Annotated in this window: 20 protein-coding genes; 16 read left to right on the forward strand and 4 right to left on the reverse strand. The window is 65.7% G+C overall.

What is annotated here, in order from left to right; genetic code table 11:
- A complete protein-coding gene (locus ACLB6G_RS05550) occupies window positions 1–1,413 on the reverse strand; it encodes a lipopolysaccharide biosynthesis protein (protein WP_410355109.1) in 1,413 nt (470 codons plus the stop codon).
- Between the two features lie 231 nt (window positions 1,414–1,644).
- Here ACLB6G_RS05550 and ACLB6G_RS05555 point away from each other — a divergent pair, with 231 nt between their 5' ends.
- The gene (locus tag ACLB6G_RS05555) at window positions 1,645–2,091 is read left to right on the forward strand and encodes a hypothetical protein (RefSeq protein WP_410355110.1); all 447 of its coding nucleotides are present in this window, start codon (window positions 1,645–1,647) and stop codon (window positions 2,089–2,091) included.
- A gap of 79 nt (window positions 2,092–2,170) precedes the next feature.
- On the opposite strand, the gene secA is transcribed toward ACLB6G_RS05555, so the two are convergent.
- A complete protein-coding gene (gene secA / locus ACLB6G_RS05560; protein WP_410355174.1) occupies window positions 2,171–4,900 on the reverse strand; it encodes a preprotein translocase subunit SecA in 2,730 nt (909 codons plus the stop codon).
- A 257-nt stretch (window positions 4,901–5,157) separates the two neighbouring features.
- Between secA and ACLB6G_RS05565 the strand changes: the two genes are divergently transcribed.
- The 6 genes from ACLB6G_RS05565 to ACLB6G_RS05590 all read left to right on the forward strand — a co-directional run bounded on the left by ACLB6G_RS05565 (window position 5,158) and on the right by ACLB6G_RS05590 (window position 9,325).
- Complete coding sequence (locus ACLB6G_RS05565) at window positions 5,158–6,015, forward strand: peptidylprolyl isomerase (RefSeq protein WP_410355111.1); 858 nt, start codon at window positions 5,158–5,160, stop codon at window positions 6,013–6,015.
- A gap of 41 nt (window positions 6,016–6,056) precedes the next feature.
- Complete coding sequence (gene argJ / locus ACLB6G_RS05570; protein WP_410355112.1) at window positions 6,057–7,298, forward strand: bifunctional glutamate N-acetyltransferase/amino-acid acetyltransferase ArgJ; 1,242 nt, start codon at window positions 6,057–6,059, stop codon at window positions 7,296–7,298.
- Window positions 7,299–7,326: 28 nt separating this feature from the next.
- Window positions 7,327–8,094 carry a GNAT family N-acetyltransferase gene (locus tag ACLB6G_RS05575; RefSeq protein ID WP_410355113.1) on the forward strand — a complete coding sequence of 256 codons (768 nt, stop codon included), beginning with the start codon at window positions 7,327–7,329 and terminating at the stop codon, window positions 8,092–8,094.
- Window positions 8,091–8,507 (forward strand): 8-oxo-dGTP diphosphatase MutT, encoded by a 417-nt coding sequence (gene mutT, locus ACLB6G_RS05580; RefSeq protein WP_410355114.1) that lies wholly within the window; start codon window positions 8,091–8,093, stop codon window positions 8,505–8,507. The genes ACLB6G_RS05575 and mutT overlap by 4 nt, the downstream gene beginning before the upstream one ends.
- A gap of 44 nt (window positions 8,508–8,551) precedes the next feature.
- Window positions 8,552–9,037 (forward strand): hypothetical protein, encoded by a 486-nt coding sequence (locus ACLB6G_RS05585; RefSeq protein ID WP_410355115.1) that lies wholly within the window; start codon window positions 8,552–8,554, stop codon window positions 9,035–9,037.
- A gap of 123 nt (window positions 9,038–9,160) precedes the next feature.
- On the forward strand, window positions 9,161–9,325 hold the full coding sequence (locus tag ACLB6G_RS05590; RefSeq protein ID WP_410355116.1) for a Flp family type IVb pilin: 165 nt from the start codon (window positions 9,161–9,163) through the stop codon (window positions 9,323–9,325).
- Between the two features lie 7 nt (window positions 9,326–9,332).
- Here ACLB6G_RS05590 and ACLB6G_RS05595 read toward each other — a convergent pair whose 3' ends face one another.
- Window positions 9,333–10,205, reverse strand: a complete 873-nt coding sequence (locus tag ACLB6G_RS05595) for a methyltransferase domain-containing protein (RefSeq protein ID WP_410355175.1) — start codon at window positions 10,203–10,205, stop codon at window positions 9,333–9,335.
- Window positions 10,206–10,297: 92 nt separating this feature from the next.
- Between ACLB6G_RS05595 and ACLB6G_RS05600 the strand changes: the two genes are divergently transcribed.
- Genes ACLB6G_RS05600 through ACLB6G_RS05615 form a run of 4 tightly spaced genes read left to right on the forward strand, consistent with a single transcriptional unit; the run spans window position 10,298 to window position 12,652 of the window.
- On the forward strand, window positions 10,298–11,065 hold the full coding sequence (locus ACLB6G_RS05600) for a ComF family protein (RefSeq protein ID WP_410355176.1): 768 nt from the start codon (window positions 10,298–10,300) through the stop codon (window positions 11,063–11,065).
- 24 nt (window positions 11,066–11,089) lie between these two features.
- Window positions 11,090–11,359, forward strand: coding sequence for a glutaredoxin 3 (gene grxC, locus ACLB6G_RS05605; RefSeq protein ID WP_410355117.1), 270 nt, complete (start codon window positions 11,090–11,092; stop codon window positions 11,357–11,359).
- Window positions 11,360–11,372: 13 nt separating this feature from the next.
- Complete coding sequence (locus ACLB6G_RS05610) at window positions 11,373–12,230, forward strand: carbon-nitrogen hydrolase family protein (RefSeq protein WP_410355118.1); 858 nt, start codon at window positions 11,373–11,375, stop codon at window positions 12,228–12,230.
- Window positions 12,227–12,652, forward strand: coding sequence for a DUF1178 family protein (locus ACLB6G_RS05615; protein WP_410355119.1), 426 nt, complete (start codon window positions 12,227–12,229; stop codon window positions 12,650–12,652). The genes ACLB6G_RS05610 and ACLB6G_RS05615 overlap by 4 nt, the downstream gene beginning before the upstream one ends.
- Window positions 12,653–12,693: 41 nt before the next feature.
- Here the strand turns inward: ACLB6G_RS05615 and ubiG are convergent, their stop codons facing one another.
- Window positions 12,694–13,440: a bifunctional 2-polyprenyl-6-hydroxyphenol methylase/3-demethylubiquinol 3-O-methyltransferase UbiG gene (gene ubiG, locus ACLB6G_RS05620; protein WP_410355120.1), complete on the reverse strand. Its 747-nt coding sequence runs from the start codon at window positions 13,438–13,440 to the stop codon at window positions 12,694–12,696.
- A gap of 225 nt (window positions 13,441–13,665) precedes the next feature.
- On the opposite strand from ubiG, the gene ACLB6G_RS05625 reads away from it, so the two are divergent.
- From ACLB6G_RS05625 to ACLB6G_RS05645, 5 genes are all read left to right on the forward strand, one after another.
- Complete coding sequence (locus tag ACLB6G_RS05625) at window positions 13,666–14,940, forward strand: aspartate kinase (protein WP_410355121.1); 1,275 nt, start codon at window positions 13,666–13,668, stop codon at window positions 14,938–14,940.
- Window positions 14,941–15,090: 150 nt separating this feature from the next.
- Window positions 15,091–17,358 (forward strand): phosphoenolpyruvate--protein phosphotransferase, encoded by a 2,268-nt coding sequence (ptsP, locus tag ACLB6G_RS05630; protein WP_410355122.1) that lies wholly within the window; start codon window positions 15,091–15,093, stop codon window positions 17,356–17,358.
- A gap of 13 nt (window positions 17,359–17,371) precedes the next feature.
- The gene (prfA, locus tag ACLB6G_RS05635; protein ID WP_410355123.1) at window positions 17,372–18,448 is read left to right on the forward strand and encodes a peptide chain release factor 1; all 1,077 of its coding nucleotides are present in this window, start codon (window positions 17,372–17,374) and stop codon (window positions 18,446–18,448) included.
- Between the two features lie 2 nt (window positions 18,449–18,450).
- Window positions 18,451–19,305, forward strand: coding sequence for a peptide chain release factor N(5)-glutamine methyltransferase (prmC, locus tag ACLB6G_RS05640; protein ID WP_410355124.1), 855 nt, complete (start codon window positions 18,451–18,453; stop codon window positions 19,303–19,305).
- 352 nt (window positions 19,306–19,657) lie between these two features.
- Window positions 19,658–20,353 carry a DUF4167 domain-containing protein gene (locus tag ACLB6G_RS05645; RefSeq protein ID WP_410355125.1) on the forward strand — a complete coding sequence of 232 codons (696 nt, stop codon included), beginning with the start codon at window positions 19,658–19,660 and terminating at the stop codon, window positions 20,351–20,353.
- The last annotated feature ends 28 nt before the right edge of the window (window positions 20,354–20,381 follow it).

Genomic DNA, 20,381 nt, shown 5'->3' on the forward strand with positions numbered 1-20,381 from the left:
TCAGGCTTTCCCCCGTGACCAGTTGGCGGGCAGGGCGACGAACATGAAAATGCCGTGGCGGCGCCAGACGGTGTGAATGAGCAACAACGCCTCCACGCTCATGGCGATGGCGGTTGCGATGGCCGCGCCCCAAAGCCCCCAGACCGGCAGGAAAAGGACGTTGAGCACGATATTGGTCGTCAGTGCAACACCGTAGACCGCGGCGCAAGCGGTCTGGTTGCCGGTCATGGTGAGCAGGCTCTCGGCCGGCCCGACCGAGGCGCGGGCCACGACACCGAGCACCAGGACGAACAGCATCGGGTATCCGGCGGTGAATTCCTCGCCGAAAAGCCCGAGCAGGAAATGCCCCGACAGGAGGATCGCGCCGGCCATGGCGACGGATGGCCAGAAGGTCCAGTGGACGGTTTCACGGGCGAAGGTCCCCAGCCTGGTGGCGTCCGGATCGTTTGCCAGCGTGGCGAAACGCTGCGCGGCCCCCGCCTTGACGGCGAAATAGACGAAATGGACCAGCGCGAGGATCTTGACCGCGGCATAGTAGATGGCGACATCGTGAGGTTCGAGATAGCGTCCGACCATCAGCACGTCGGCATTGGTCATCAGGAAGAAGAAACCCTCGACGAGGAAGATGGGCAGGGAAATCCTGATCCAGCTCCCCATGTGATAGGCGCGCGGACCATCGGGCACCTCGCGGCCCGCCCAGGCGGTGACAAGGACGAGCTGGCCGACCGTGGTGGCGTAGGTCGCCGCTATGGCCGAAACGATGGCCGTGTTGGTATCGGCGGGAAAGCCGGCCAGAAGGGCGGCACCCATGAAGGCGAGGATCAGTACCGGGCGGATCAGATATATCGGCGCAAGGGCGGACAGCGCCCAGGCATGCGCGCGCGAAATGCCCTGCAACACGTCGGACAGCGCGATCATCGGCAGGCAGACAAGGCCGAGCCAGAACGGAACGATGTAGTAGCTCTCGATGCGGTCGGCGAAAAACCATACGCCGGCGATCCCCAGGGCGGCGAGCGCCGATGCGGCGAGAATGGCGACGAGCCGGCTTGCCAGCGTGATGCCGCGCAGGCTGTCCAGGTCGCCGCTGGCCCGGTATTCGGGCAGGAAACGGATGATCGAGGTGTGAAAGCCGAAGCAGGATATGTTTCCGGCGATGATCATCGTGACCCAGACCAGAACAAAGATGCCGTAGTCGAAGCTGCCCATCCAGCGGGCCAGCAGCACCTGGGAGACGAAGGCCAGTGCGGCCGATACGATGCGGATGGCAAAGGCGATCAGCGACATGCGGCTGGCCTTGCCGCGTTCGTCGGCGGCGAAGACCAGTTCGTCGAAGCGGTCCGCGAGCGGACGCGCCCGGATGGCGAGCGGCCCCGGCAAGATGCGTTCGGTTGTGGCGGCGGCGGAGAAGCGCACCCCTGTTCCCTTTGATCCCGATGTCCCGTCTCCATTTAGCAATGAGACTTTAAGAAACAGTTGGCCCGGCGGCCTCAAGCGATGCCGGCAGCCCGCAAGACCGCCTTGCCGACCGGCGCTGTCGATCGACCCGAGAACATGAACTGCGAATGAATGGCCCGGTCCGGCTGTGTTCAGCGTGGCCCGTCCATCATGCGGTCATTGGAAGCCGATCAACCAGGGAGAACCACCATGACCCAGCAGACCACGAACCTGAACCGCCGCTCCTTCTTCGCCCGTTTCGCCGCACCGGCGCTGATTGCGGCGGCTGCCGTGACCGTTGCGCCCGCCGTCATCCCGTCCGGTGCCGAGGCCGCGTCGCAGGCCTACCGGGACGGTTACCGGGAAGGCAAGCGGATCGGCCGCGAACACGGTTACACCGATGGCTACAAGGGCGCCTACAAGGCTTCCTATGTCGATGAACTGATCAACGGGCGTTCCGCCTTCACCACAAAGAGCACCCGCAGCGCCGACTATGCCCGCGGCTACCGGGTCGGCTACCGGAAGGGCTACATGCTCGGCTACCGGTCCGGCGAGCGCGACGGTTCGCGTCACGGCCGCGAGGATGCGCGCGAATGGAAAGCCGATCTGCGCGACAAGATGCGCACGTGCATGCGGACCGGCCGCTGCGACTTCTGAGCCGCACCTGCATTCCACAAAGGAAGACCGGCGCCACAACCGCGGCGCCGGTCTTTTTTCATTCCGTTACAGGATCATGTCAGGCCAGCACGCCGTGGCAGTGCTTGAACTTCTTGCCCGAACCGCAGGGGCAGGGCTCGTTGCGGCCGACCTTGCCCCAGCTTGCCGGATCGGCGGGATCGCGATCCTCGGGGGCGACCTGGCGCGGGGGCGTGTCGTCGAAGACGGCTTCCACCGGTTCGTCGAACTCGTCCAGCCCCGTGGTCAGGTCGAGATGGCTGCCTTCGCCCTCCGGCGCGTCCGGCATGGGGTTTTCGGCCGCCTGCTGGACGATTTCGACGCGCATCAACTGCGCGGTGACGACCTGGCGCAGGTTGGCGAGCATGGCCTGGAAGAGTTCGAAGGCCTCGCCCTTGTATTCCTGCAGCGGATCGCGCTGCGCATAGCCGCGGAAACCGATCACCGAGCGCAGGTGGTCGAGGTTGACCAGATGCTCGCGCCAGAGATGGTCCAGCGTCTGCAGCATGATCGACTTCTCGACATAGGTCTGCAATTCCGGGCCGTAGCGCTCGAGGCGCTCGTCGGCGGCCTTCCGGGCGGCTTCCGTCAGGCGTTCGGTGATGTCGTCCTCGGCAATGCCGTCTTCCTTCACCCATTCCTCGATGGGCAGCTCGAGATTGAGATAGGCCTGGACATCCTGCTTGAGGCCGGCGACGTCCCACTGGTCGGCATAGGCCTTCTCAGGAATGCGCTTGGCCACCATTTCGTCGATGACGTCTTGGCGCATCTCGGCGACCGTTTCGGACAGGTTCACGCCGTCCATCAGTTCCAGGCGCTGTTCGAAGACGACCTTGCGCTGGTCGTTCATCACGTCGTCGTACTTGAGGAGATTCTTGCGGATATCGAAGTTGCGCGCCTCGACCTTCTTCTGGGCCTTCTCCAGTGCCTTGTTGATCCAGGGATGGATGATGGCCTCGTCTTCCTTCAGGCCGAGCTTCTGGAGCATGCCATCCATCCGCTCGGAGCCGAAGATGCGCATCAGGTCGTCCTGAAGCGAAAGGTAGAACTTCGACTTGCCGGGATCGCCCTGGCGGCCGGAGCGGCCGCGCAACTGGTTGTCGATCCGGCGGCTTTCGTGGCGCTCGGTGGCAAGAACGTAAAGGCCGCCGGCGGCCAGTGCCTGGTCCTTCAGGCGCTTGATGTCGGCGCGGATCGCCTCTTCCTTCGCCTGGCGTTCCGGGCCCTCCGGCATGTCGCCGAGTTCCTCGGCAATGCGCATGTCGGGATTGCCGCCGAGCTGGATGTCGGTGCCGCGGCCGGCCATGTTGGTGGCGATGGTGATCGCGCCGGGCACGCCTGCCTGGGCGACGATGGAGGCCTCGCGCTCATGGTGGCGGGCATTGAGGATCTCGAAGTCCTTCACCCCGTCGCGGCGCAGCAGTTCGGCCAGGAATTCCGACTTCTCGATGGATGTCGTGCCGACAAGGATGGGCTGTCCCTTGGCGTGTGCGTCCTTGATCTCGCGGACGATCGCCCGGTACTTCTCCTCGAAGGTGCGGTAGACCTCGTCGTCCTCGTCAAGCCGCTGGATTGGCAGGTTGGTGGGAATCTCGGCGACATCAAGGCCGTAGATGCTGCCGAACTCCTCGGCTTCCGTGGACGCCGTGCCGGTCATGCCGGCCAGCTTGCCATACATGCGGAAGTAGTTCTGGAAGGTGATGGAGGCCAGCGTCTGGTTTTCCGGCTGGATCTGGACGCCTTCCTTGGCTTCCAGCGCCTGGTGCAGGCCTTCGGAAAAACGGCGGCCGGGCATCTGGCGGCCGGTGAATTCGTCAATGATGACGATCTCGCCATTGGAGACGATATAGTCCTTGTCGCGCTGGAAGAGCTTGTGGGCGCGCAGCGCATTGTTGGCATGGTGGACAAGGGCCACGTTCTCGACGTCATAGAGCGATTCGCCCTTGAGCAGGCCGGCTCCGGTCAGCAGGCGTTCGATCTTCTCGGTGCCCACCTCGGTGAAGGTCGCCGTCTTCTGCTTCTCGTCGATCTCGAAGTCCTCGTCGAGGAGTTCCGGGATGTAGCCGTTGACCTGGACATAGAGTTCGGAGCGGTCGTCGAGCGGGCCGGAAATGATCAGCGGCGTGCGCGCCTCGTCGATCAGGATGGAGTCCACCTCGTCGACGATGGCATAGTTGTGACCGCGCTGAACCATGTCCTCGCGCTGATACTTCATGTTGTCGCGCAGGTAATCGAAACCAAGCTCGTTGTTGGTGCCGTAGGTCACGTCGCAGGCATAGGCCCGGCGGCGCTGCTCGTCGGACATGCCGTGCACGATGATGCCGGTCGAAAGACCCAGGAAGCCGTAGAGGCGGCCCATCCATTCGGCGTCGCGGCGGGCGAGGTAGTCGTTCACGGTGACGACATGGACGCCCTTGCCCTCCAGCGCATTCAGGTAGACGGCGAGCGTGGCGACGAGCGTCTTGCCCTCGCCGGTGCGCATCTCGGCGATGGAGCCTTCATGCAGGACCATGCCGCCGATGAGCTGGACATCGAAATGGCGCATGCCCAGCACGCGCTTCGACGCTTCGCGGACAGTGGCGAAGGCCGGCACCAGCAGGTCGGCGATCTTCGCCCCGTTGGCGATATCCTCGCGGAACTGGTTTGTGCGGGCGGCGAGTTCGGCATCGCTGAGCGCCGCCAATTCGTTTTCCATGGCGTTGATCGCCTCGACGCGCGGCCGCATTCCCTTGATGCGCCGGTCGTTGGCAGAGCCGAAAATCTTGCGGGCGAGTCCGCCGAAACTGACCATGTCGGTCCTCTCAATCTCGATCATCCGGCCCTGGCCGGAGCCGGTTAGGGGCGGCAGGCCGGACAGCCTTCCAGGACAAGGCGGGACGGCATTGCGCCGGGCCATGCGCGAAACTGGTTCTGGACGCACGGTCGCAGGACAGATAAGAGGGGGCAGATGCGATGTCAACGCCGCCGGCGCGCGGCGCTGCATGCCAAATTCGGCCACAATTGCCGGTTCTTCCGGGCCGGCAAAGATCCCATTCGGAGTTATCTGACATGCCTGTTTCGTTCAGCCGCCTCACCGCCGGCCTCTCGGCCGCCATCCTTGCCGCCGGTCTGCTCGCAGCGCCGGTCCTGGCAGCGGAAGATACCGTGGTGGCCACTGTCGACGGCATGGAAATCACCGAATCCGACCTGTCGCTCGCCATTGCCAATCTCGACCAGCAATTCGCCCGGCTGCCGGAAGACCAGCGCCGCGGCGCTGCCCTGTCCGCCCTCATCGAGATCCGGCTTCTGGCGCAGAAGGCGCGCGAGAAGGGATACGACAAGGATGCCGGTTTCCAGAACCGGATGGCTTTCCTGGCCAACCGCGCCCTTCATTCGGAATATGTCGAGAAGGAAGTCGCCGCGGCCGTCACCGACGAGATGGTGCGGGCGCGCTATGACAAGGAACTGGCCGACACGCCGCCCTCCAACGAGATCCGCGCACGTCACATCCTCGTGAAGACGAAGGAAGAGGCCGAGTCGATCATCAAGGAGCTGGACGGCGGCGCCGATTTCGCGGAGCTCGCCAAGGCGAAGTCGACCGGCCCGTCGGGGCCGAACGGCGGCGACCTGGGTTATTTCCAGCAGGGCCAGATGGTGCCGGAATTCGAGACGGCGGCCTACGGGCTGGATGTCGGTGCCCATTCGGCGGAGCCCGTGCAGACGCAGTTCGGCTGGCATGTCATCAAGGTCGAAGACAAGCGCGCGGTGCAGCCGCCGGCCTTCGACGACGTGAAGGAGCAGGTGCGCTCGGCGCTGCTGCGCGAAACCTATTTCGAAATGGTGGCGAAGCTGCGCGAGGGTGCCAAGGTGGACGTCGCCGACGAAACGCTCAAGAGCGTCGTCGAGCAGATGGACAAGGCCGAATAACCGGGCCGAGCAACCAGCAAGACGTTCGGAGCGCTGCATCCATGTCCACTTCCGTTTCCCCGCTCGCGCCGAAGGTCCGGCCCGACATGCCGGTCATCGACGGCGTCGCCGTGGCGACAGCGGCCGCAGGCATCAAGTACAAGGGCCGCACCGACCTCATGGTCATGACATTCGCGCCGGGCACGGAGGTGGCTGGCGTGTTCACGCGGTCGAAATGCCCGTCGGCGCCGGTGGATTTCTGCCGGGCAAACCTGCCGCACGGACAGGCGCGCATCCTCGTCGTCAATTCCGGAAACGCGAATGCGTTTACCGGGCGCAAGGGCCGGGAAGCGACCGCCATGACGGCGTCCGCCGCCGCTGCCGCCGCCGGTTGCGGCGAGAACGAGGTCTTCCTCGCGTCGACCGGCGTCATCGGCGAACCGCTGGCCGCGGAGAAGTTCACGGGCCTGCTTTCGGACCTGGCGGCGAAGGCCGTGGCGGATGGCTGGCACGGCGCCGGCGAGGCCATCATGACCACCGACACCTTCCCCAAATACGCCACCGCGACGGTGGATCTCGGCGGGGTGCCGGTGACCATCAACGGCATTGCAAAGGGCGCGGGCATGATCGCGCCGGACATGGCGACGATGCTCAGCTTCATTGCCACGGACGCGCCCATCGAGTCGGCGGCGCTGCAGGCCATGCTGTCGTCCGCGACGGGGCCGACGTTCAATTCGGTGACGGTTGATTCCGACACCTCGACCAGCGACACGCTGCTGCTGTTTGCCACCGGCAAGGCGGAAGGTCGTGGCGCGCCGCGCATCGCCGATCCCGCCGACGGCCGCCTGGAGGCGTTCCGCGAGGGGCTCTTCACGGTCATGCAGGACCTGGCGATGCAGGTCGTGCGCGACGGTGAGGGCGCGCGCAAGTTCATCGAGGTGCAGGTCACGGGGGCCGAAAGCGATGCCTCCGCCCGGCGCATCGCCCTTTCGATCGCCAATTCGCCGCTGGTCAAGACCGCTGCGGCGGGCGAGGACGCCAACTGGGGCCGCGTCGTCATGGCCGTGGGCAAGGCCGGCGAACCGGCCGACCGCGACCGGCTGGACATCTGGTTCGGCGGCATGAGGCTTGCCCATCACGGCGAACGCGATCCGGATTATTCGGAAGAAAAGGCCTCCGCCTACATGAAGAACGACGAGATCGTGATCCGGGCGGACATCGGTCTTGGCAACGGCAATGCAACGGTCTGGACGTGTGACCTGACCAAGGAATATGTCGCCATCAACGGCGACTACAGGAGCTGAGCGCGGGGTGGACGGACCGGTGAGACGCATGGCGCCGGAAGACCTTGGAATCGTCAGGCGGTTCGAGGCGGCGGGCTTCCGGGCCTGGCCGGCCACATCCATCCAGTATGACGGAACCTGGGCCATCCGCCTGACCGCGAGCCATCCGGCCAAGCGGCTGAACTCGATCAACCCGCTCGATCCGGCCGATGTGCGCGACATTACCGGGCGCATCGCCCGTGCTGCGCCGCGGTTCGAGGCCTATGGCCGCGATCTCGTGCTGCGGTTGTCGCCACTGGCTGGCGAGGAACTGACCCAGTGGTGCAACGAGCAGGGCTGGGAACGGTTCGGCGAATCCATCGTGATGATCGCCGACATCGCGGCGATAGCCTTGGACGGCACGCTGGACCAGTTGCCGGTACGCGATGTCGCCCGCTTCTCTGCCGCCCACCTGGCCGTGCGCGGTCTCGGAACCTCGATGCGGGCCGGCATCTCGGAAGTCGTGAATGCCATCGAACCGGAAACCGGGCTTTTCCTCGCGGAGAAGGACGCAAAGCCGGTGACAACGGCGATCTGCGTGCATGACGGGGACCTGGCAGGGCTGTTCGAGGTGGCGACGGCAGCGGCGTTTCGCGGCCAGGGCCATGCCCGCAACACGGTTCTCTCGGCGCTCAAATGGGCGCGCCTGCGTGGTGCCAGAACAGCCTGGCTGCAGGTCGAGACCGGCAATTACCCGGCCGTCGCGCTTTACACCAGCCTCGGGTTCCGGACGCTCTATTTCTATCACTACCGCAAGCCGGCGGGGGAACTGCGATGAACGCGCCCCGGTCCCGGCGTATCCTGCTGGTCGCTGCCTGCGCGCTGGTCGATGCCGATGGACGCGTGCTGCTGACGCAGCGCCCGGAAGGCAAGGCGCTTGCCGGCCTCTGGGAGTTTCCCGGCGGCAAGGTGGAACCGGGCGAGACGCCGGAGGAAACCCTGATCCGGGAACTGGAGGAGGAAATCGGCGTGCGCACGAAGGCCGCATGCCTGGCGCCGCTGACCTTTGCCAGCCACAGTTACGAGGATTTCCACCTGTTGATGCCGCTCTATGTCTGCCGGCGGTACGAAGGGCACCCGTCCGGGCTGGAAGGCCAGGCGATCAAATGGGTGCGCCCGCGCGACATGCGCAACTATCCCATGCCGCCCGCGGACGAACCGCTGATCCCCTATCTGGTCGATCTGCTCTAGGGCATCCCCGCTTTTCCCTGAAACACCCCACCGGGTTGTTTCCGGTGGCTGCCGGCGTGAAGCCGGCATCCGTGCAGGCCGGAACCGGACAAGACGGGGAGCGCAAGGAAACGTCCGATTTATCGTTAATCGATCGTTTAGCCATCGATGTCATGGTCGAGACGGGACGCGCATGGCGCGAGGTGGTTCTGTTAGTGGCTGGGGGTTTCGACATGGCCGAGAGTTCAGACTGGTATTCGATGAGGGGCACCGTGCGCAACAGCGCCAGCGCGGCGGGGATGGGCGTCCTGCGCATCGTTCTCCTGTTCGGGTCTGCGGCGGCGGCACTCGCGGTGATCCTCACGCCGGTCGCGGAAAACCATGTGCGCACGCTTGCCCAGCGCAGCGGCCCGGCGGGCCTCGACCGCATGGCGACCGGCTCCATCGCGCCATACAGCAATACCTATGTGGTAAGGCGTTCCGTGCTGCAGGATGCACCTGATTCCGTTTGCATCATCCGGAACAACGGCGTGCGATCGGGCGACTGCTGACGGCGATTGCGGAACGGCAGAGCGAAAGACAACCACAAATTGCTTTTTTGTTAACCTTGTGCGTTAGCGGTAATTAAAGTCCGTGCTGCTAATATTTCTGGGATCGAGGATCGCAAGAACTGGATGGCGCGCATGTTCAAGAGATTTCTGAAAGATGAAAAAGGGACGACAGCCATCGAGTATGCGCTGATTGCGTCAATCATCTCGATCGCGATCTTTTCTGCCGCCGCGTCCGTCGGGACGAGCGTCAATTCCAGCATGCAGCCGGTCTCGGACAAGCTGCAGTAGCGCGGCTTCATTTTCCCTGACGTCCAAGGACCTCGGCCAGCGAGTGGCTTGCGGTGCCTGGCCTGAGCGGTTTCTGCTGCGAGGGGTCCGGCGCCCATCCCGACAGCCAGACGATCGAGAACGTCGCCCGGATGCGTCCGTCCGGGTCGCTGAAGCGTTCGGCGTAGATCTGCATTGCGCGGGCCAGCACGTCCCTGCGCAAGGGCTTGCGGCTCCGGCTTGACAGCGCATTTGTCGCGCCCATGGCGCGCAGGTCGCGCAACAGGGCCAGAGGGTTCGCGTAGCGCACGGTCAGGCTTTCGAAATCGGTGACAGGCAGGGCGAAACCCGCCCTTTGCAGCAGGGCGCCGGCGGCGCGCACGTCCGCGAACGGATGGACGCGGGGCGCGGCGCCGCCGGTGAGTTCGGTCTCGGCGGCCAGAACGCTCTCGCGCAGTTCCGCCAGCGTGCCGGTTCCGGCCATCGCGCCGAGAAACAGGCCGTCGGGCCTTAGCGCATGGCGGATCTGGGCCAGCAAGCCTGGTGTGTCGTTGACATCGTGGAGGCTCAGCAGGCTCACCGCCAGGTCGAGGCTTGCCGGTTCGAGGCCCAGCGTTTCCGGGCCAGCCGTCACGGTGTCCGCCCGGTGGGCAGGGAAAAGAGCGTCGGCTTCCACCGAAACAATGTCCCCGGCCTTTCCGGACGCTACGAGTGCCTCGCGGGCATGGCCGGTCAGGCAGTGCAGGACGCCCGCCCGGGTGAAGGTCCGGCCCGTGGTGGACAGGCGCAGGGCAAGATCCTGCGCCGCATGGCGCATCAGGAAATCGGCGCCTTCAACCGGATCGCGGAAAGCGCGGCGGCGCCGGGCAAGGACCTGTTCGGTGTCGAAGACGGTTTGCATCGGGCTGCCTTTGGAGTTGAAGGACGCAATCTTCACGTGCATCATGAACTGCCGCCATGGCTCTGGCGCAAGAGGTGGCGGATCGGGGCGGGATGATCAAGGGCCGAATTTCCGTTTGGGGCGAAGAAGTGGCGCGGATCCTGTTTCCGCCGGTCTGTCCGGGTTGCCGGCGGATCGTCAGCGCACCGGGCACGCTGTGCGGACGGTGCTGGCCGCATCTGCGCATGATCGAACATCCGGTCTGCCCGGTCTATGGGACGCCATTCGCGCACGAGATGGGCGAGGGGTTCCTGTCCGCCGAAGCGATCGCGAACCCGCCGCCCTTCGCCCGCTGCCGCTCGGCGGCCGCCTATGACGGCACGGCGCGCAGGCTGGTCCAGGCGCTGAAATACAATGACCGGACCGATCTGGCCCGCTGGATGGCGGGCTGGATGCACCGTGCAGGCCACGACCTGATTTGCGACGCGGATGTGATCGTGCCGGTGCCCCTGCATCCCTGGCGTTTCTTCCGGCGCCGCTTCAACCAGTCGGCCGAACTGGGGCGGGCGCTGGCCAGCCGCACCGGCCTGCCCTTCCGGCCGGAAGCGCTGGAGCGCAGGCGCAGGACCGCGCAGCAGGTCGGGCTGGCGCGCAACGAGCGCGAAGCCAATGTGCGCGGCGCGTTCCGGGTGCCGGACACGATGCTGGCCGAGGTGCACGGGCGCCGCATCCTGCTGGTCGACGACGTCTACACGACCGGTGCGACCGTGAACGCCGCGACGCGGGCCTTGAAACGGGCCAAGGCCGGAGAGGTCGACGTCCTGACCTTCGCGCGGGTCCTGCCGGGGGACTTCCAGAGCTTCGCCGGGGCGCCTATATAGCGGGAACAACAGGGAAACCGTTTCATGGTTGAAGTCACGATCTACACCCGGATGTTCTGCGGATTCTGCACGGCCGCAAAGCGCCTGCTCGATTCCAAGGGCGTTTCCTACACCGAGCACGACGCCACCTATTCGCCAGATCTTCGCCGCGAGATGGTCGAGCGGTCGCAGGGCGGCTCCACCTTCCCGCAGATCTTCGTCGGCGACGTTCACGTCGGCGGTTGCGACGACCTGCATGCGCTCGATGCCGCCGGCCGCCTCGACGGCCTGCTGGCCACCGGCACGCTCTCCTGAGGACAAACGCGTCATGACCCGGTTCATCGCAGCCTGCATCCAGATGCGTTCCGGCACCGATCCGGAGGAAAATGCCGCAGCGATGGAAGCCATGGTGCGCGAGGCTGCCGCGCAAGGGGCGCGCTATATCCAGACCCCGGAAATGACCGGCGCGGTGCAGCGCGACCGGCAGGCGCTGTTCGCTGTGCTCAAGCCGGAAGACGAGGATGTCATAGCGGCAACCGCCGCGCGGCTGGCAGGGGAACTGGACATCGTCCTCCATGTCGGCTCGACCGCCATCGCGGCCGCTGGCGGCAAGATCGCCAACCGCGCCTTCCTGTTCGGTCCCGGCGGCGAAAGGATTGCCACCTACGACAAGATCCACATGTTCGACGTCGATCTCGACAATGGCGAGAGCTGGCGCGAATCCTCCACCTACACGCCGGGCGGGGAAACCGTCATCGCGGACACCGGCCTTGCGAAAGTGGGCCTGTCGATCTGCTACGACCTGCGCTTCCCGCAGCTTTTCCGCGCGCAGGCCCTGGCCGGCGCCGAGGTGCTGACGACACCCGCGGCTTTCACGCGGCAGACCGGCGAGGCGCATTGGCACGCGCTGATTCGCGCCCGAGCCATCGAGAACGGTGCCTGGGTCATTTCGGCCGCCCAGGGCGGCACGCATGCCGACGGGCGCGAGACCTATGGCCATTCGCTCGTCGTCGATCCGTGGGGCAGGGTCGTGGCGGACAAGGGCGACGCGGAGCCCGGTGTGCTGGTGGCCGAGATCGACACGGCCGCCGTCGCCGCTGCGCGGGCGAAAATTCCGAACCTGAAGAACGCGCGCGACTTTTCCGTCCGCACGGTCGCGGCCCGGGAGGCGGAGCAGGACGCATGATCCGCTTCTCGCTCACCTGCGATCATGGCCACGCCTTCGATGGATGGTTCCGCAGCAACGACGATTTCGACAGCCAGAACGGGCGCGGGCTGGTGTCCTGCCCGGTGTGCGGTTCCGGCGCTGTTTCCAAGGCGTTGATGGCACCGGCCGTCTCGACCGCGCGGCGCAAGGAAAGGATGGCGCTGGCCGTATCCGCCGAACAGAAGGCGGCGCTGACGAAACTTCGCGAACTGGCAAAGGCCGCCATCGCCAATTCCGAGGATGTGGGCGACCGCTTCGTGGATGAAGCGCGCAAGATCCATTATGGCGAGGTCGAGTCGCGGGCCATCCGCGGCGAGGCAAATCCGGCCGATGTGGCCGAACTCCTCGACGAGGGGGTGCCGGTGATGCCCTTGCCCGTCCTGCCCGACGACAAGAACTGAGCCTGGCCCGGAAACCGGTCCCCGCCCTGTCAGAGCTTCCGCTATCTCGGCCGCGTGGCGAGCACCATGTAATTGACGTCCAGATCGCGCGAGCGGGCCCAACGGTCTGCGAGCGGATTGTACGACACGCCGCTGCGCTCCAGCACGGTCATGCCGGTGGGAGCCAGCGCGGCGTCGATCTCTGCCGGGGTCACCAGCTTCTCGTATTGGTGGGTGCCCTTGGGCAGCCAGCGAAGCACGTATTCCGCGCCGATGATGGCAAGGCCCCAGGCCTTCATGGTGCGGTTGATGGTGGCGATGAACATGAGTCCGCCGGGCTTCACCATCTCGGCGCATTTGCGCATGTAGAGGTTCACGTCGGCCACGTGCTCGACAACTTCCATGTTGAGCACGACGTCGAAACGTTCCCCGGCATCGGCCAGCGCCTCGGCCGTGGTCGCGCGGTAGTCGATCTCGAGGCCGCTTTCGGCGGCGTGGATGCGGGCGACCTCGATGTTCACCTCCGAGGCGTCGGCGCCGGTGACCGAGGCGCCCAGACGCGTCATCGGCTCGCTCAGCAGGCCGCCGCCGCAGCCGATATCGAGGAAGCGCAGGCCCTCGAAAGGCCGCGAGGCCCGGGGATCGAGCCCGAAATGGGCGATCACCGTTTCCCGGATATAGTCGAGCCGGACGGGATTGAACTTGTGCAGCGGGCGGAACTTGCCGCGCGGATCCCACCATTCGGCGGCCATGCGGGAAAAGCGCTCGACCTCGGCTGCGTCGATGGTTGTCTGGCCCTGGCTGTTCATCCCGTGCTCCGTTTTCGCGCCTGTCTTGCTGCCGCCAAGGGAAGTCGGCCTCCCGGGTGCGAAAGTCAAGGCTCCATGGCGCCGCGCAACCTTGCGCAAGACCATCCGATTGGATATGGAAGCCGCGCACGGCGCTCCGGCTGAACGGCACAGGCGGGGCGCTTTCTCATGCAGGCGGCGCATCATGGCGCCCCTGGAAGCGATCGGGGACACTGGCGGCTTTCCATGGCGCGTATCGTAATGAAATTCGGCGGCACGTCCGTTGCCGACCTGGAACGCATCCACAACGTCGCCCGCCACGTGAAGCGTGAAGTCGATGCCGGGCATGAAGTGGCCGTGGTCGTTTCCGCCATGGCCGGCAAGACCAATGAACTGGTCGGCTGGGTACAGGCCATGCCGAAGGTGACCGGCGCGGCCTCGCCTTTCTTCGACGCCCGCGAATACGATACCATCGTCGCTTCCGGTGAACAGGTGACATCCGGCCTGCTGGCCATCGCGCTGCAGTCCATGGGCGTCAATGCGCGTTCCTGGCAGGGCTGGCAGATCCCGGTGAAGACCGACAACGCCCATGGCGCGGCACGCATCGCCGATATCGACGGTTCCGACCTCGTGCGCCGGTTCGGCGAGGGTCAGGTCGCCGTCGTCGCCGGCTTCCAGGGCATCGGGCCGGACAACCGCATCGCGACGCTGGGGCGGGGCGGGTCCGACACGTCGGCGGTGGCCATCGCCGCGGCGGTGAAGGCGGACCGCTGCGACATCTACACCGACGTGGACGGGGTCTACACGACCGATCCGCGCATCGAACCGAAGGCACGGCGCCTGCCGAAAGTCTCCTTCGAGGAAATGCTGGAGATGGCGTCGCTCGGCGCCAAGGTGCTGCAGGTCCGCTCGGTGGAACTGGCCATGGTACACAAGGTGCGCACCTTCGTGCGATCCTCCTTCGAGGATCCCGACGCGCCCGGCATGGGCGATTTCGACAATCCGCCCGGGACACTCATTTGCGACGAGGATGAAATCGTGGAACAGCAGGTCGTTACCGGTATTGCCTATGCCAAGGACGAGGCGCAGATCTCGCTGCGCCGCCTGGCCGACCGTCCCGGCGTCTCGGCCGGCATTTTCGGACCGCTGGCCGAGGCCAACATCAATGTCGACATGATCGTCCAGAACATTTCCGAGGATGGCTCGAAGACCGACATGACGTTCACCGTTCCGACCGGCGACCTGGACAAGGCGCTGGCGGTGCTGGACAAGAACCGTGACAAGGTCGGTTTCGATGCCGTGCAGTCCGAAGGCGGGCTGGTCAAGGTCTCGGTCATCGGCATCGGCATGCGCAGCCACGCCGGCGTCGCGGCTACCGCCTTCAAGGCGCTCGCCGAAAAGGGCATCAACATCCGGGCCATCACGACGTCCGAAATCAAGATATCGATCCTGATCGATGGCCCATATGCGGAACTTGCCGTACGCACGCTTCATTCCGTATACGGTCTGGACAAGGCCTGAGCGCACTGCCGTCCGGGACATGACCGGTTCGCAACCCGGCGGCGGACAAGCCGGGTGCAAGACCAGAGGCGGGACAAACGAAATCGCGGGGGCGGGGCGGCGCGGACACATGGTTCGCGCGGCCCGTACCTTTTGGAGGTGGAACGATTCATGGCGGAGTTCGCAGTCGGCCCCCGGGTGCTTCTCAAGCGCCTGCGTGAAATCATGGCGGAGGCGCTGGAGCCGCAGCCGCGTCTCGACCGCATCGTGGCCGAGATCGCCCGGAACATGGTGGCCGAGGTCTGCTCGCTCTACGTGCTGCGCGCCGACGGCGTGCTGGAGCTTTACGCCACCGAGGGTCTCAATCCTCAGGCCGTCCATCTGGCGCAATTGCGCCTCGGCCAGGGTCTTGTCGGCACCATCGCGGCCTCGGCGCGGCCGCTGAACCTCGCCGACGCCCAAAGCCATCCCGCCTTCACCTACCTGCCGGAAACGGGCGAGGAAATCTATTCCTCCTTCCTCGGCGTTCCGGTGCTGCGCGCGGGCCGCACGCTCGGTGTCCTCGTCGTGCAGAACAAGACGCAGCGCGTCTATCGCGAGGACGAGATCGAGGCGCTGGAAACCACCGCCATGGTCATCGCCGAGATGATCGCCACCGGCGACCTCGCCAACCTGTCGCGTCCGGGCATCGAACTGGACCTGCGGCGTCCGGCGGTGTTCAACGGCGTGGCCTTTTCCGATGGCGTGGGACTCGGCCATGTCGTGCTGCATGAACCGCGCATCGTCGTCACGAACCTCTTTGCCGAGGACACGGATGCCGAGCTTGAGCGGCTGGAAAAGGCGCTCAGTTCGCTGCGCCTGTCCATCGACGACATGCTGACGCGCACGGAGATCGCCTTTGACGGCGAGCATCGGGCGGTGCTCGAAGCCTATCGCATGTTCGCCCATGACCGCGGCTGGGTGCGCCGGCTGGAGGAGGCCATCAACAACGGGCTGACGGCCGAAGCCGGGGTCGAAAAGGTGCAGAGCGACATGCGCGCGCGCATGATGCATGTCACCGATCCCTATATCCGGGAACGGATGAACGATTTCGACGACCTGGCCAACCGCCTTCTGCGCCAGCTCATGGGGCGCAGCCCGGAGGACCTGGCGGCAAGCCAGCCGCGCGATTCCATCATCGTCGCCCGGTCCATGGGCGCGGCCGAACTGCTGGACTATCCGCGCGAGCGGCTGCGCGGGCTGGTGCTGGAGGAAGGCGCGGTGACGAGCCATGTGGTCATCGTCGCGCGCGCCATGGGCATACCCGTCGCCGGGCAGGTCAAGGGCGTGGTCTCCATGTCCGAGAACGGCGACCCGATCATCATCGACGGCGATGACGGCTCGGTTCATCTTCGTCCCCAGTCTGACATCGAGCAGGCGTTTGCGGAAAAGGTGAAGTTCCGCGCCCGCCGGCAGGAACTTTACCGGTCGCTTCGCAACCGTCCGGCCGTGACAAAGGACAGCCAGACGATCGGCCTGTTCATGAATGCGGGGCTGGCGGTCGACCTGCCGCAACTTGCCGAATCGGGCGCCGAGGGCATCGGCCTGTTCCGCACCGAACTGCAGTTCATGGTCGCGGCTACGTTCCCGCGTGCCGAGGAGCAGGAGAGGCTCTACCGGCAGGTCATCGAGATCGCCGAGGACAAGCCTGTCACCTTCCGCACGCTGGACATCGGCGGCGACAAGGTGCTGCCCTATTTCGCCGCCTCGCAGGCGGAGGAAAACCCTGCGCTCGGCTGGCGCGCGATCCGGCTGACACTGGACAAGCCCGGCCTGTTCCGCACCCAGATGCGCGCCTTGCTCAAGGCCGCGGGCGGGCGGGAATTGCGTGTCATGCTGCCGATGGTCACCGACGTTTCGGAAATCCGCGCGGCCCGCGCCATGATCGACCGCGAAGTGCGGCACCTGTCACGCTTTGCCCATCTGCTGCCGACGCGGCTGAAGCTGGGCGCAATGGTGGAGGTGCCGGCCCTTTTGTGGCAGATGCCGGAGTTGATGAAGCAGGTGGACTTCCTGTCGGTCGGCTCCAACGACCTGTTCCAGTTCATCATGGCGGCAGACCGGTCGAACCCGCTCGTGGCGGACCGGTTCGACCCGCTGGCGGCGCCCTTCCTGCGCGTGTTGCGGCAGATCGTGGACGCGGCGGCGGCGGCGAACACCAGCCTGACGCTGTGCGGAGAACTGGCCGGGCGCCCGCTTTCGGCGATGGCGCTGGTCGGGCTCGGTTTCCGCTCCATCTCCATGGCGCCGGCGGCCATCGGCCCGGTCAAGGCGATGCTGCTGGAACTGGATGCCGCTGCCTTGAACGCGAAGCTCACCGCCGCGCTGGACGCGCCGGGCCGCACCGACATTCACGCCTTGCTGCGCGAATTCGCGCGCGACCATTCGATCCCCTTGTGAGGCGGCTGGCAGGATGACGACGATTCCCGCCGACAGGCTGGCGCAGGTCCTCAAGCGCTTCGAGATGCTCGAGGCGCAGATGGCGGCGGGCGTGGAGCCGGACGCCTATGTGAAGATGGCCGGCGAATATGCCGACCTGGAGCCGCTGGCCAGGAAGGTCCGCGACCTGACGGCAGCGCGCGAGGAACTGCAAGGGCTGGACGCCCTGCTGGCGGACCGGTCCACCGACCAGGAGATGCGCGATCTCGCCGAGATGGATTATCCGGAGGTCGAGGCGCGCATCGAGGCGCTGGAAAGCGAGATCCGCATCCTCATGCTGCCGCGCGACGCGGCCGACGAGAAAAGCGCGATCCTGGAAATCCGGGCCGGCACGGGCGGTTCGGAAGCGGCGCTGTTCGCAGGCGACCTGTTCCGCATGTATGAGCGCTATGCCGCCGATCACGGCTGGAAGGTGGAGGTGGCTTCGGCCAGCGAGGGCGAGGCGGGCGGCTACAAGGAAATCATCGCAACGGTTTCGGGCAAGGGCGTGTTCTCGCGGCTGAAGTTCGAATCGGGCGTCCACCGTGTGCAGCGCGTCCCGGTGACGGAGGCGGGCGGGCGCATCCATACGTCAGCGGCCACGGTCGCGGTATTGCCGGAAGCTGAGGACGTGGACATCGACATTCGTGCGGAGGACATCCGCATCGACACGATGCGTGCCTCCGGCGCGGGCGGGCAGCATGTCAACACGACCGATTCCGCCGTGCGGATCACGCATCTGCCGACCGGGATCGTCGTCACCTCGTCGGAAAAGTCGCAGCACCAGAACAGGGCACGTGCCATGCAGGTGCTGCGCGCCAGGCTCTACGACATGGAACGGGAACGGGCGGCGGACGAGCGATCGGAGGCGCGCCGCCTGCAAGTGGGCTCGGGCGACCGGTCCGAGCGCATCCGCACCTACAATTTTCCGCAAGGCCGGGTGACGGACCACCGCATCAACCTGACGCTCTACAAGCTGGACCGGGTGATGGAAGGCGATCTCGACGAGATCATCGATGCCCTCGTCGCCGACCACCAGTCCGGCCTGCTGGCCGCCGAGGGTGGAGCTTGACGATGCGGCTGGACGCCCTGATGGAGCATTGCCGCCGCACACTGGCAGATGCCGGCGTGAAGCAACCCGGAACGGACAGCCGGCTGCTTGCCACCGGTGTGCTCGGCCTCGATGCCACGCGGCTGATCGCCGATGGCGACCGCTCGGTTTGTGACGAAGAGGCGCAGCGCCTCCTGCAGGCCGTGGCGCGCCGGGCTGCAGGCGAACCGGTTCACCGGATTCTCGGGTATCGGCCATTCCGCAACCTCGTCCTGTCGCTGTCGCCGGAGACGCTGGAACCGCGTCCCGACACGGAAATCCTGATCGACATGGTTATACCCGTACTGGAAGAGACGGTGCGGCGTGGCATCAAGCCGCGCATTCTCGACCTTGGCACCGGAACCGGCGCCATCCTGCTGGCGCTGCTCGACGAGGTGCCGCAGGCAACCGGACTGGGCGTCGACATTTCAGCGGACGCGGTGGAAACCGCGCGCGCCAATGCCCGGATGGCCGGTCTGGATACAAGGGCCACTTTCCGCGTATCCGACTGGTTCTCCGCCGTTGACGGAATTTTCAATGTCATCGTGTCGAATCCGCCCTACATACCGAGTGACGGCTTGAGACGTCTGGATCGCGAGGTCCGCGACCATGATCCCCGTGCAGCGCTCGATGGCGGGCCGGACGGCCTTGACCCCTACCGGGTGCTTGCCGTGGAAGCGGGCCGCCACCTTGCCCGGGACGGGCTGATCGCCGTCGAACATGGTTTCGACCAGCGGGAAACGGTTTGCCGCCTGTTCGGCGAATCAGGTTACATTGTGGCGAAAGCCGCACGGGATCTTTCCGGTCACGACAGGGTTATCCTGTTTGAAAGGCTATGAAAAACGGGGGACAGGACGATCCTGGAAAAAAAGCTTGGCATTCCATGCGAATGACTATAGTTTCCGGTCACCGGACATGAACAGGCAGTGGACCTGAAGCAGTACCGGTTCCCGCTGACGAACAAGGAAGCACAGGAAGGCCGATGCATATTGCATCGCCGGGCGCGCGCAAAAGACGCAACCTGCCATCCGCGACGCCCTGTCCACGTCAGTCAGGCAGAATTCGCCAATGGCAGAGCCGGGGGGGCATTGCCGGGCTGCAGCCCAAGGAAGCAGGGCGTAGTGCGATCCTGAACGAACATCGATTCCGATTGAAGAGAGAGACATGAGGCCAAACCAGCAGAATCGGCGCATGCGCGGGCGGAACAACAACAACCGCAAGGGTCCCAATCCGCTGACCCGCACCTATGAAAGCAACGGGCCGGATGTGAAGATTCGCGGCTCCGCGCAGCAGGTGGCCGACAAGTACGGCGCGCTGGCCCGGGACGCCATGAGCGCCGGCGACCGCGTCATGGCCGAGAACTACCTGCAGCATGCCGAACACTACAATCGCATCATTGCCGCCGCCATGGCGCAGGTGCAGCCGCAACGCGATGCCCGCGACGATGACGACGATGATGGCGACGAGCGCAACGAAGGCGCCAGCGCTTCCGACAACCGGCGCGACAACCGCGACAATCGCGGCGACGACAACCGGGGCGACGATGAGCGTGGCGACGACGGATCCGGTCCGCAGCCGGTGATCGAGGGAACGCCGGCCGAAGTGGCGCTTGGCGACGAACAGGGCGAAAGCCAGGGTGGCCGCCGCAACCGCAGGCCGCGCCGCCGCGACCGCGACCAGGACGGTGAAGCGGCCGCGAAGGCCGGCAGCGAGGCGCCCTCTGCCGAGCAGGACAAGACCGAACCGCAAGCCGGTGATGGCGACGGCGAGACCGCGAAGCCGAAGCGCACCCGTCGCCCGCGCAAGCCCAAGGCCGAAGGCGATTCCGCCGAGGGCGGCGAAGACGGACAGTCTGGCGGCGAAAGCGCCGTGGAAGCTGCCGAATAAGACGGTTCGCTTTCCGCGACACGATTTG

The sequence above is a fragment of the Zhengella sedimenti genome (genome assembly GCF_046506625.1).
Taxonomy (GTDB): Bacteria; Pseudomonadota; Alphaproteobacteria; order Rhizobiales; family Rhizobiaceae; genus Zhengella; species Zhengella sedimenti.

What these genes read in the sequence shown, in the direction of transcription:
- argJ (WP_410355112.1), top strand. Translation starts at nt 6,057, where the DNA reads ATGTCCACTTCCGTTTCCCCGCTCGCGCCGAAGGTCCGGCCCGACATG.
- secA (WP_410355174.1), bottom strand. Translation starts at nt 4,900, where the DNA reads ATGGTCAGTTTCGGCGGACTCGCCCGCAAGATTTTCGGCTCTGCCAAC.
- ACLB6G_RS05615 (WP_410355119.1), top strand. Translation starts at nt 12,227, where the DNA reads ATGATCCGCTTCTCGCTCACCTGCGATCATGGCCACGCCTTCGATGGA.
- ptsP (WP_410355122.1), top strand. Translation starts at nt 15,091, where the DNA reads ATGGCGGAGTTCGCAGTCGGCCCCCGGGTGCTTCTCAAGCGCCTGCGT.
- ACLB6G_RS05600 (WP_410355176.1), top strand. Translation starts at nt 10,298, where the DNA reads ATGATCAAGGGCCGAATTTCCGTTTGGGGCGAAGAAGTGGCGCGGATC.
- mutT (WP_410355114.1), top strand. Translation starts at nt 8,091, where the DNA reads ATGAACGCGCCCCGGTCCCGGCGTATCCTGCTGGTCGCTGCCTGCGCG.
- prfA (WP_410355123.1), top strand. Translation starts at nt 17,372, where the DNA reads ATGACGACGATTCCCGCCGACAGGCTGGCGCAGGTCCTCAAGCGCTTC.
- ACLB6G_RS05555 (WP_410355110.1), top strand. Translation starts at nt 1,645, where the DNA reads ATGACCCAGCAGACCACGAACCTGAACCGCCGCTCCTTCTTCGCCCGT.
- ACLB6G_RS05590 (WP_410355116.1), top strand. Translation starts at nt 9,161, where the DNA reads ATGGCGCGCATGTTCAAGAGATTTCTGAAAGATGAAAAAGGGACGACA.
- ACLB6G_RS05575 (WP_410355113.1), top strand. Translation starts at nt 7,327, where the DNA reads ATGGCGCCGGAAGACCTTGGAATCGTCAGGCGGTTCGAGGCGGCGGGC.
- ACLB6G_RS05645 (WP_410355125.1), top strand. Translation starts at nt 19,658, where the DNA reads ATGCGCGGGCGGAACAACAACAACCGCAAGGGTCCCAATCCGCTGACC.
- ACLB6G_RS05610 (WP_410355118.1), top strand. Translation starts at nt 11,373, where the DNA reads ATGACCCGGTTCATCGCAGCCTGCATCCAGATGCGTTCCGGCACCGAT.
- ubiG (WP_410355120.1), bottom strand. Translation starts at nt 13,440, where the DNA reads ATGAACAGCCAGGGCCAGACAACCATCGACGCAGCCGAGGTCGAGCGC.
- grxC (WP_410355117.1), top strand. Translation starts at nt 11,090, where the DNA reads ATGGTTGAAGTCACGATCTACACCCGGATGTTCTGCGGATTCTGCACG.
- ACLB6G_RS05625 (WP_410355121.1), top strand. Translation starts at nt 13,666, where the DNA reads ATGGCGCGTATCGTAATGAAATTCGGCGGCACGTCCGTTGCCGACCTG.
- prmC (WP_410355124.1), top strand. Translation starts at nt 18,451, where the DNA reads ATGCGGCTGGACGCCCTGATGGAGCATTGCCGCCGCACACTGGCAGAT.
- ACLB6G_RS05595 (WP_410355175.1), bottom strand. Translation starts at nt 10,205, where the DNA reads ATGCAAACCGTCTTCGACACCGAACAGGTCCTTGCCCGGCGCCGCCGC.
- ACLB6G_RS05565 (WP_410355111.1), top strand. Translation starts at nt 5,158, where the DNA reads ATGCCTGTTTCGTTCAGCCGCCTCACCGCCGGCCTCTCGGCCGCCATC.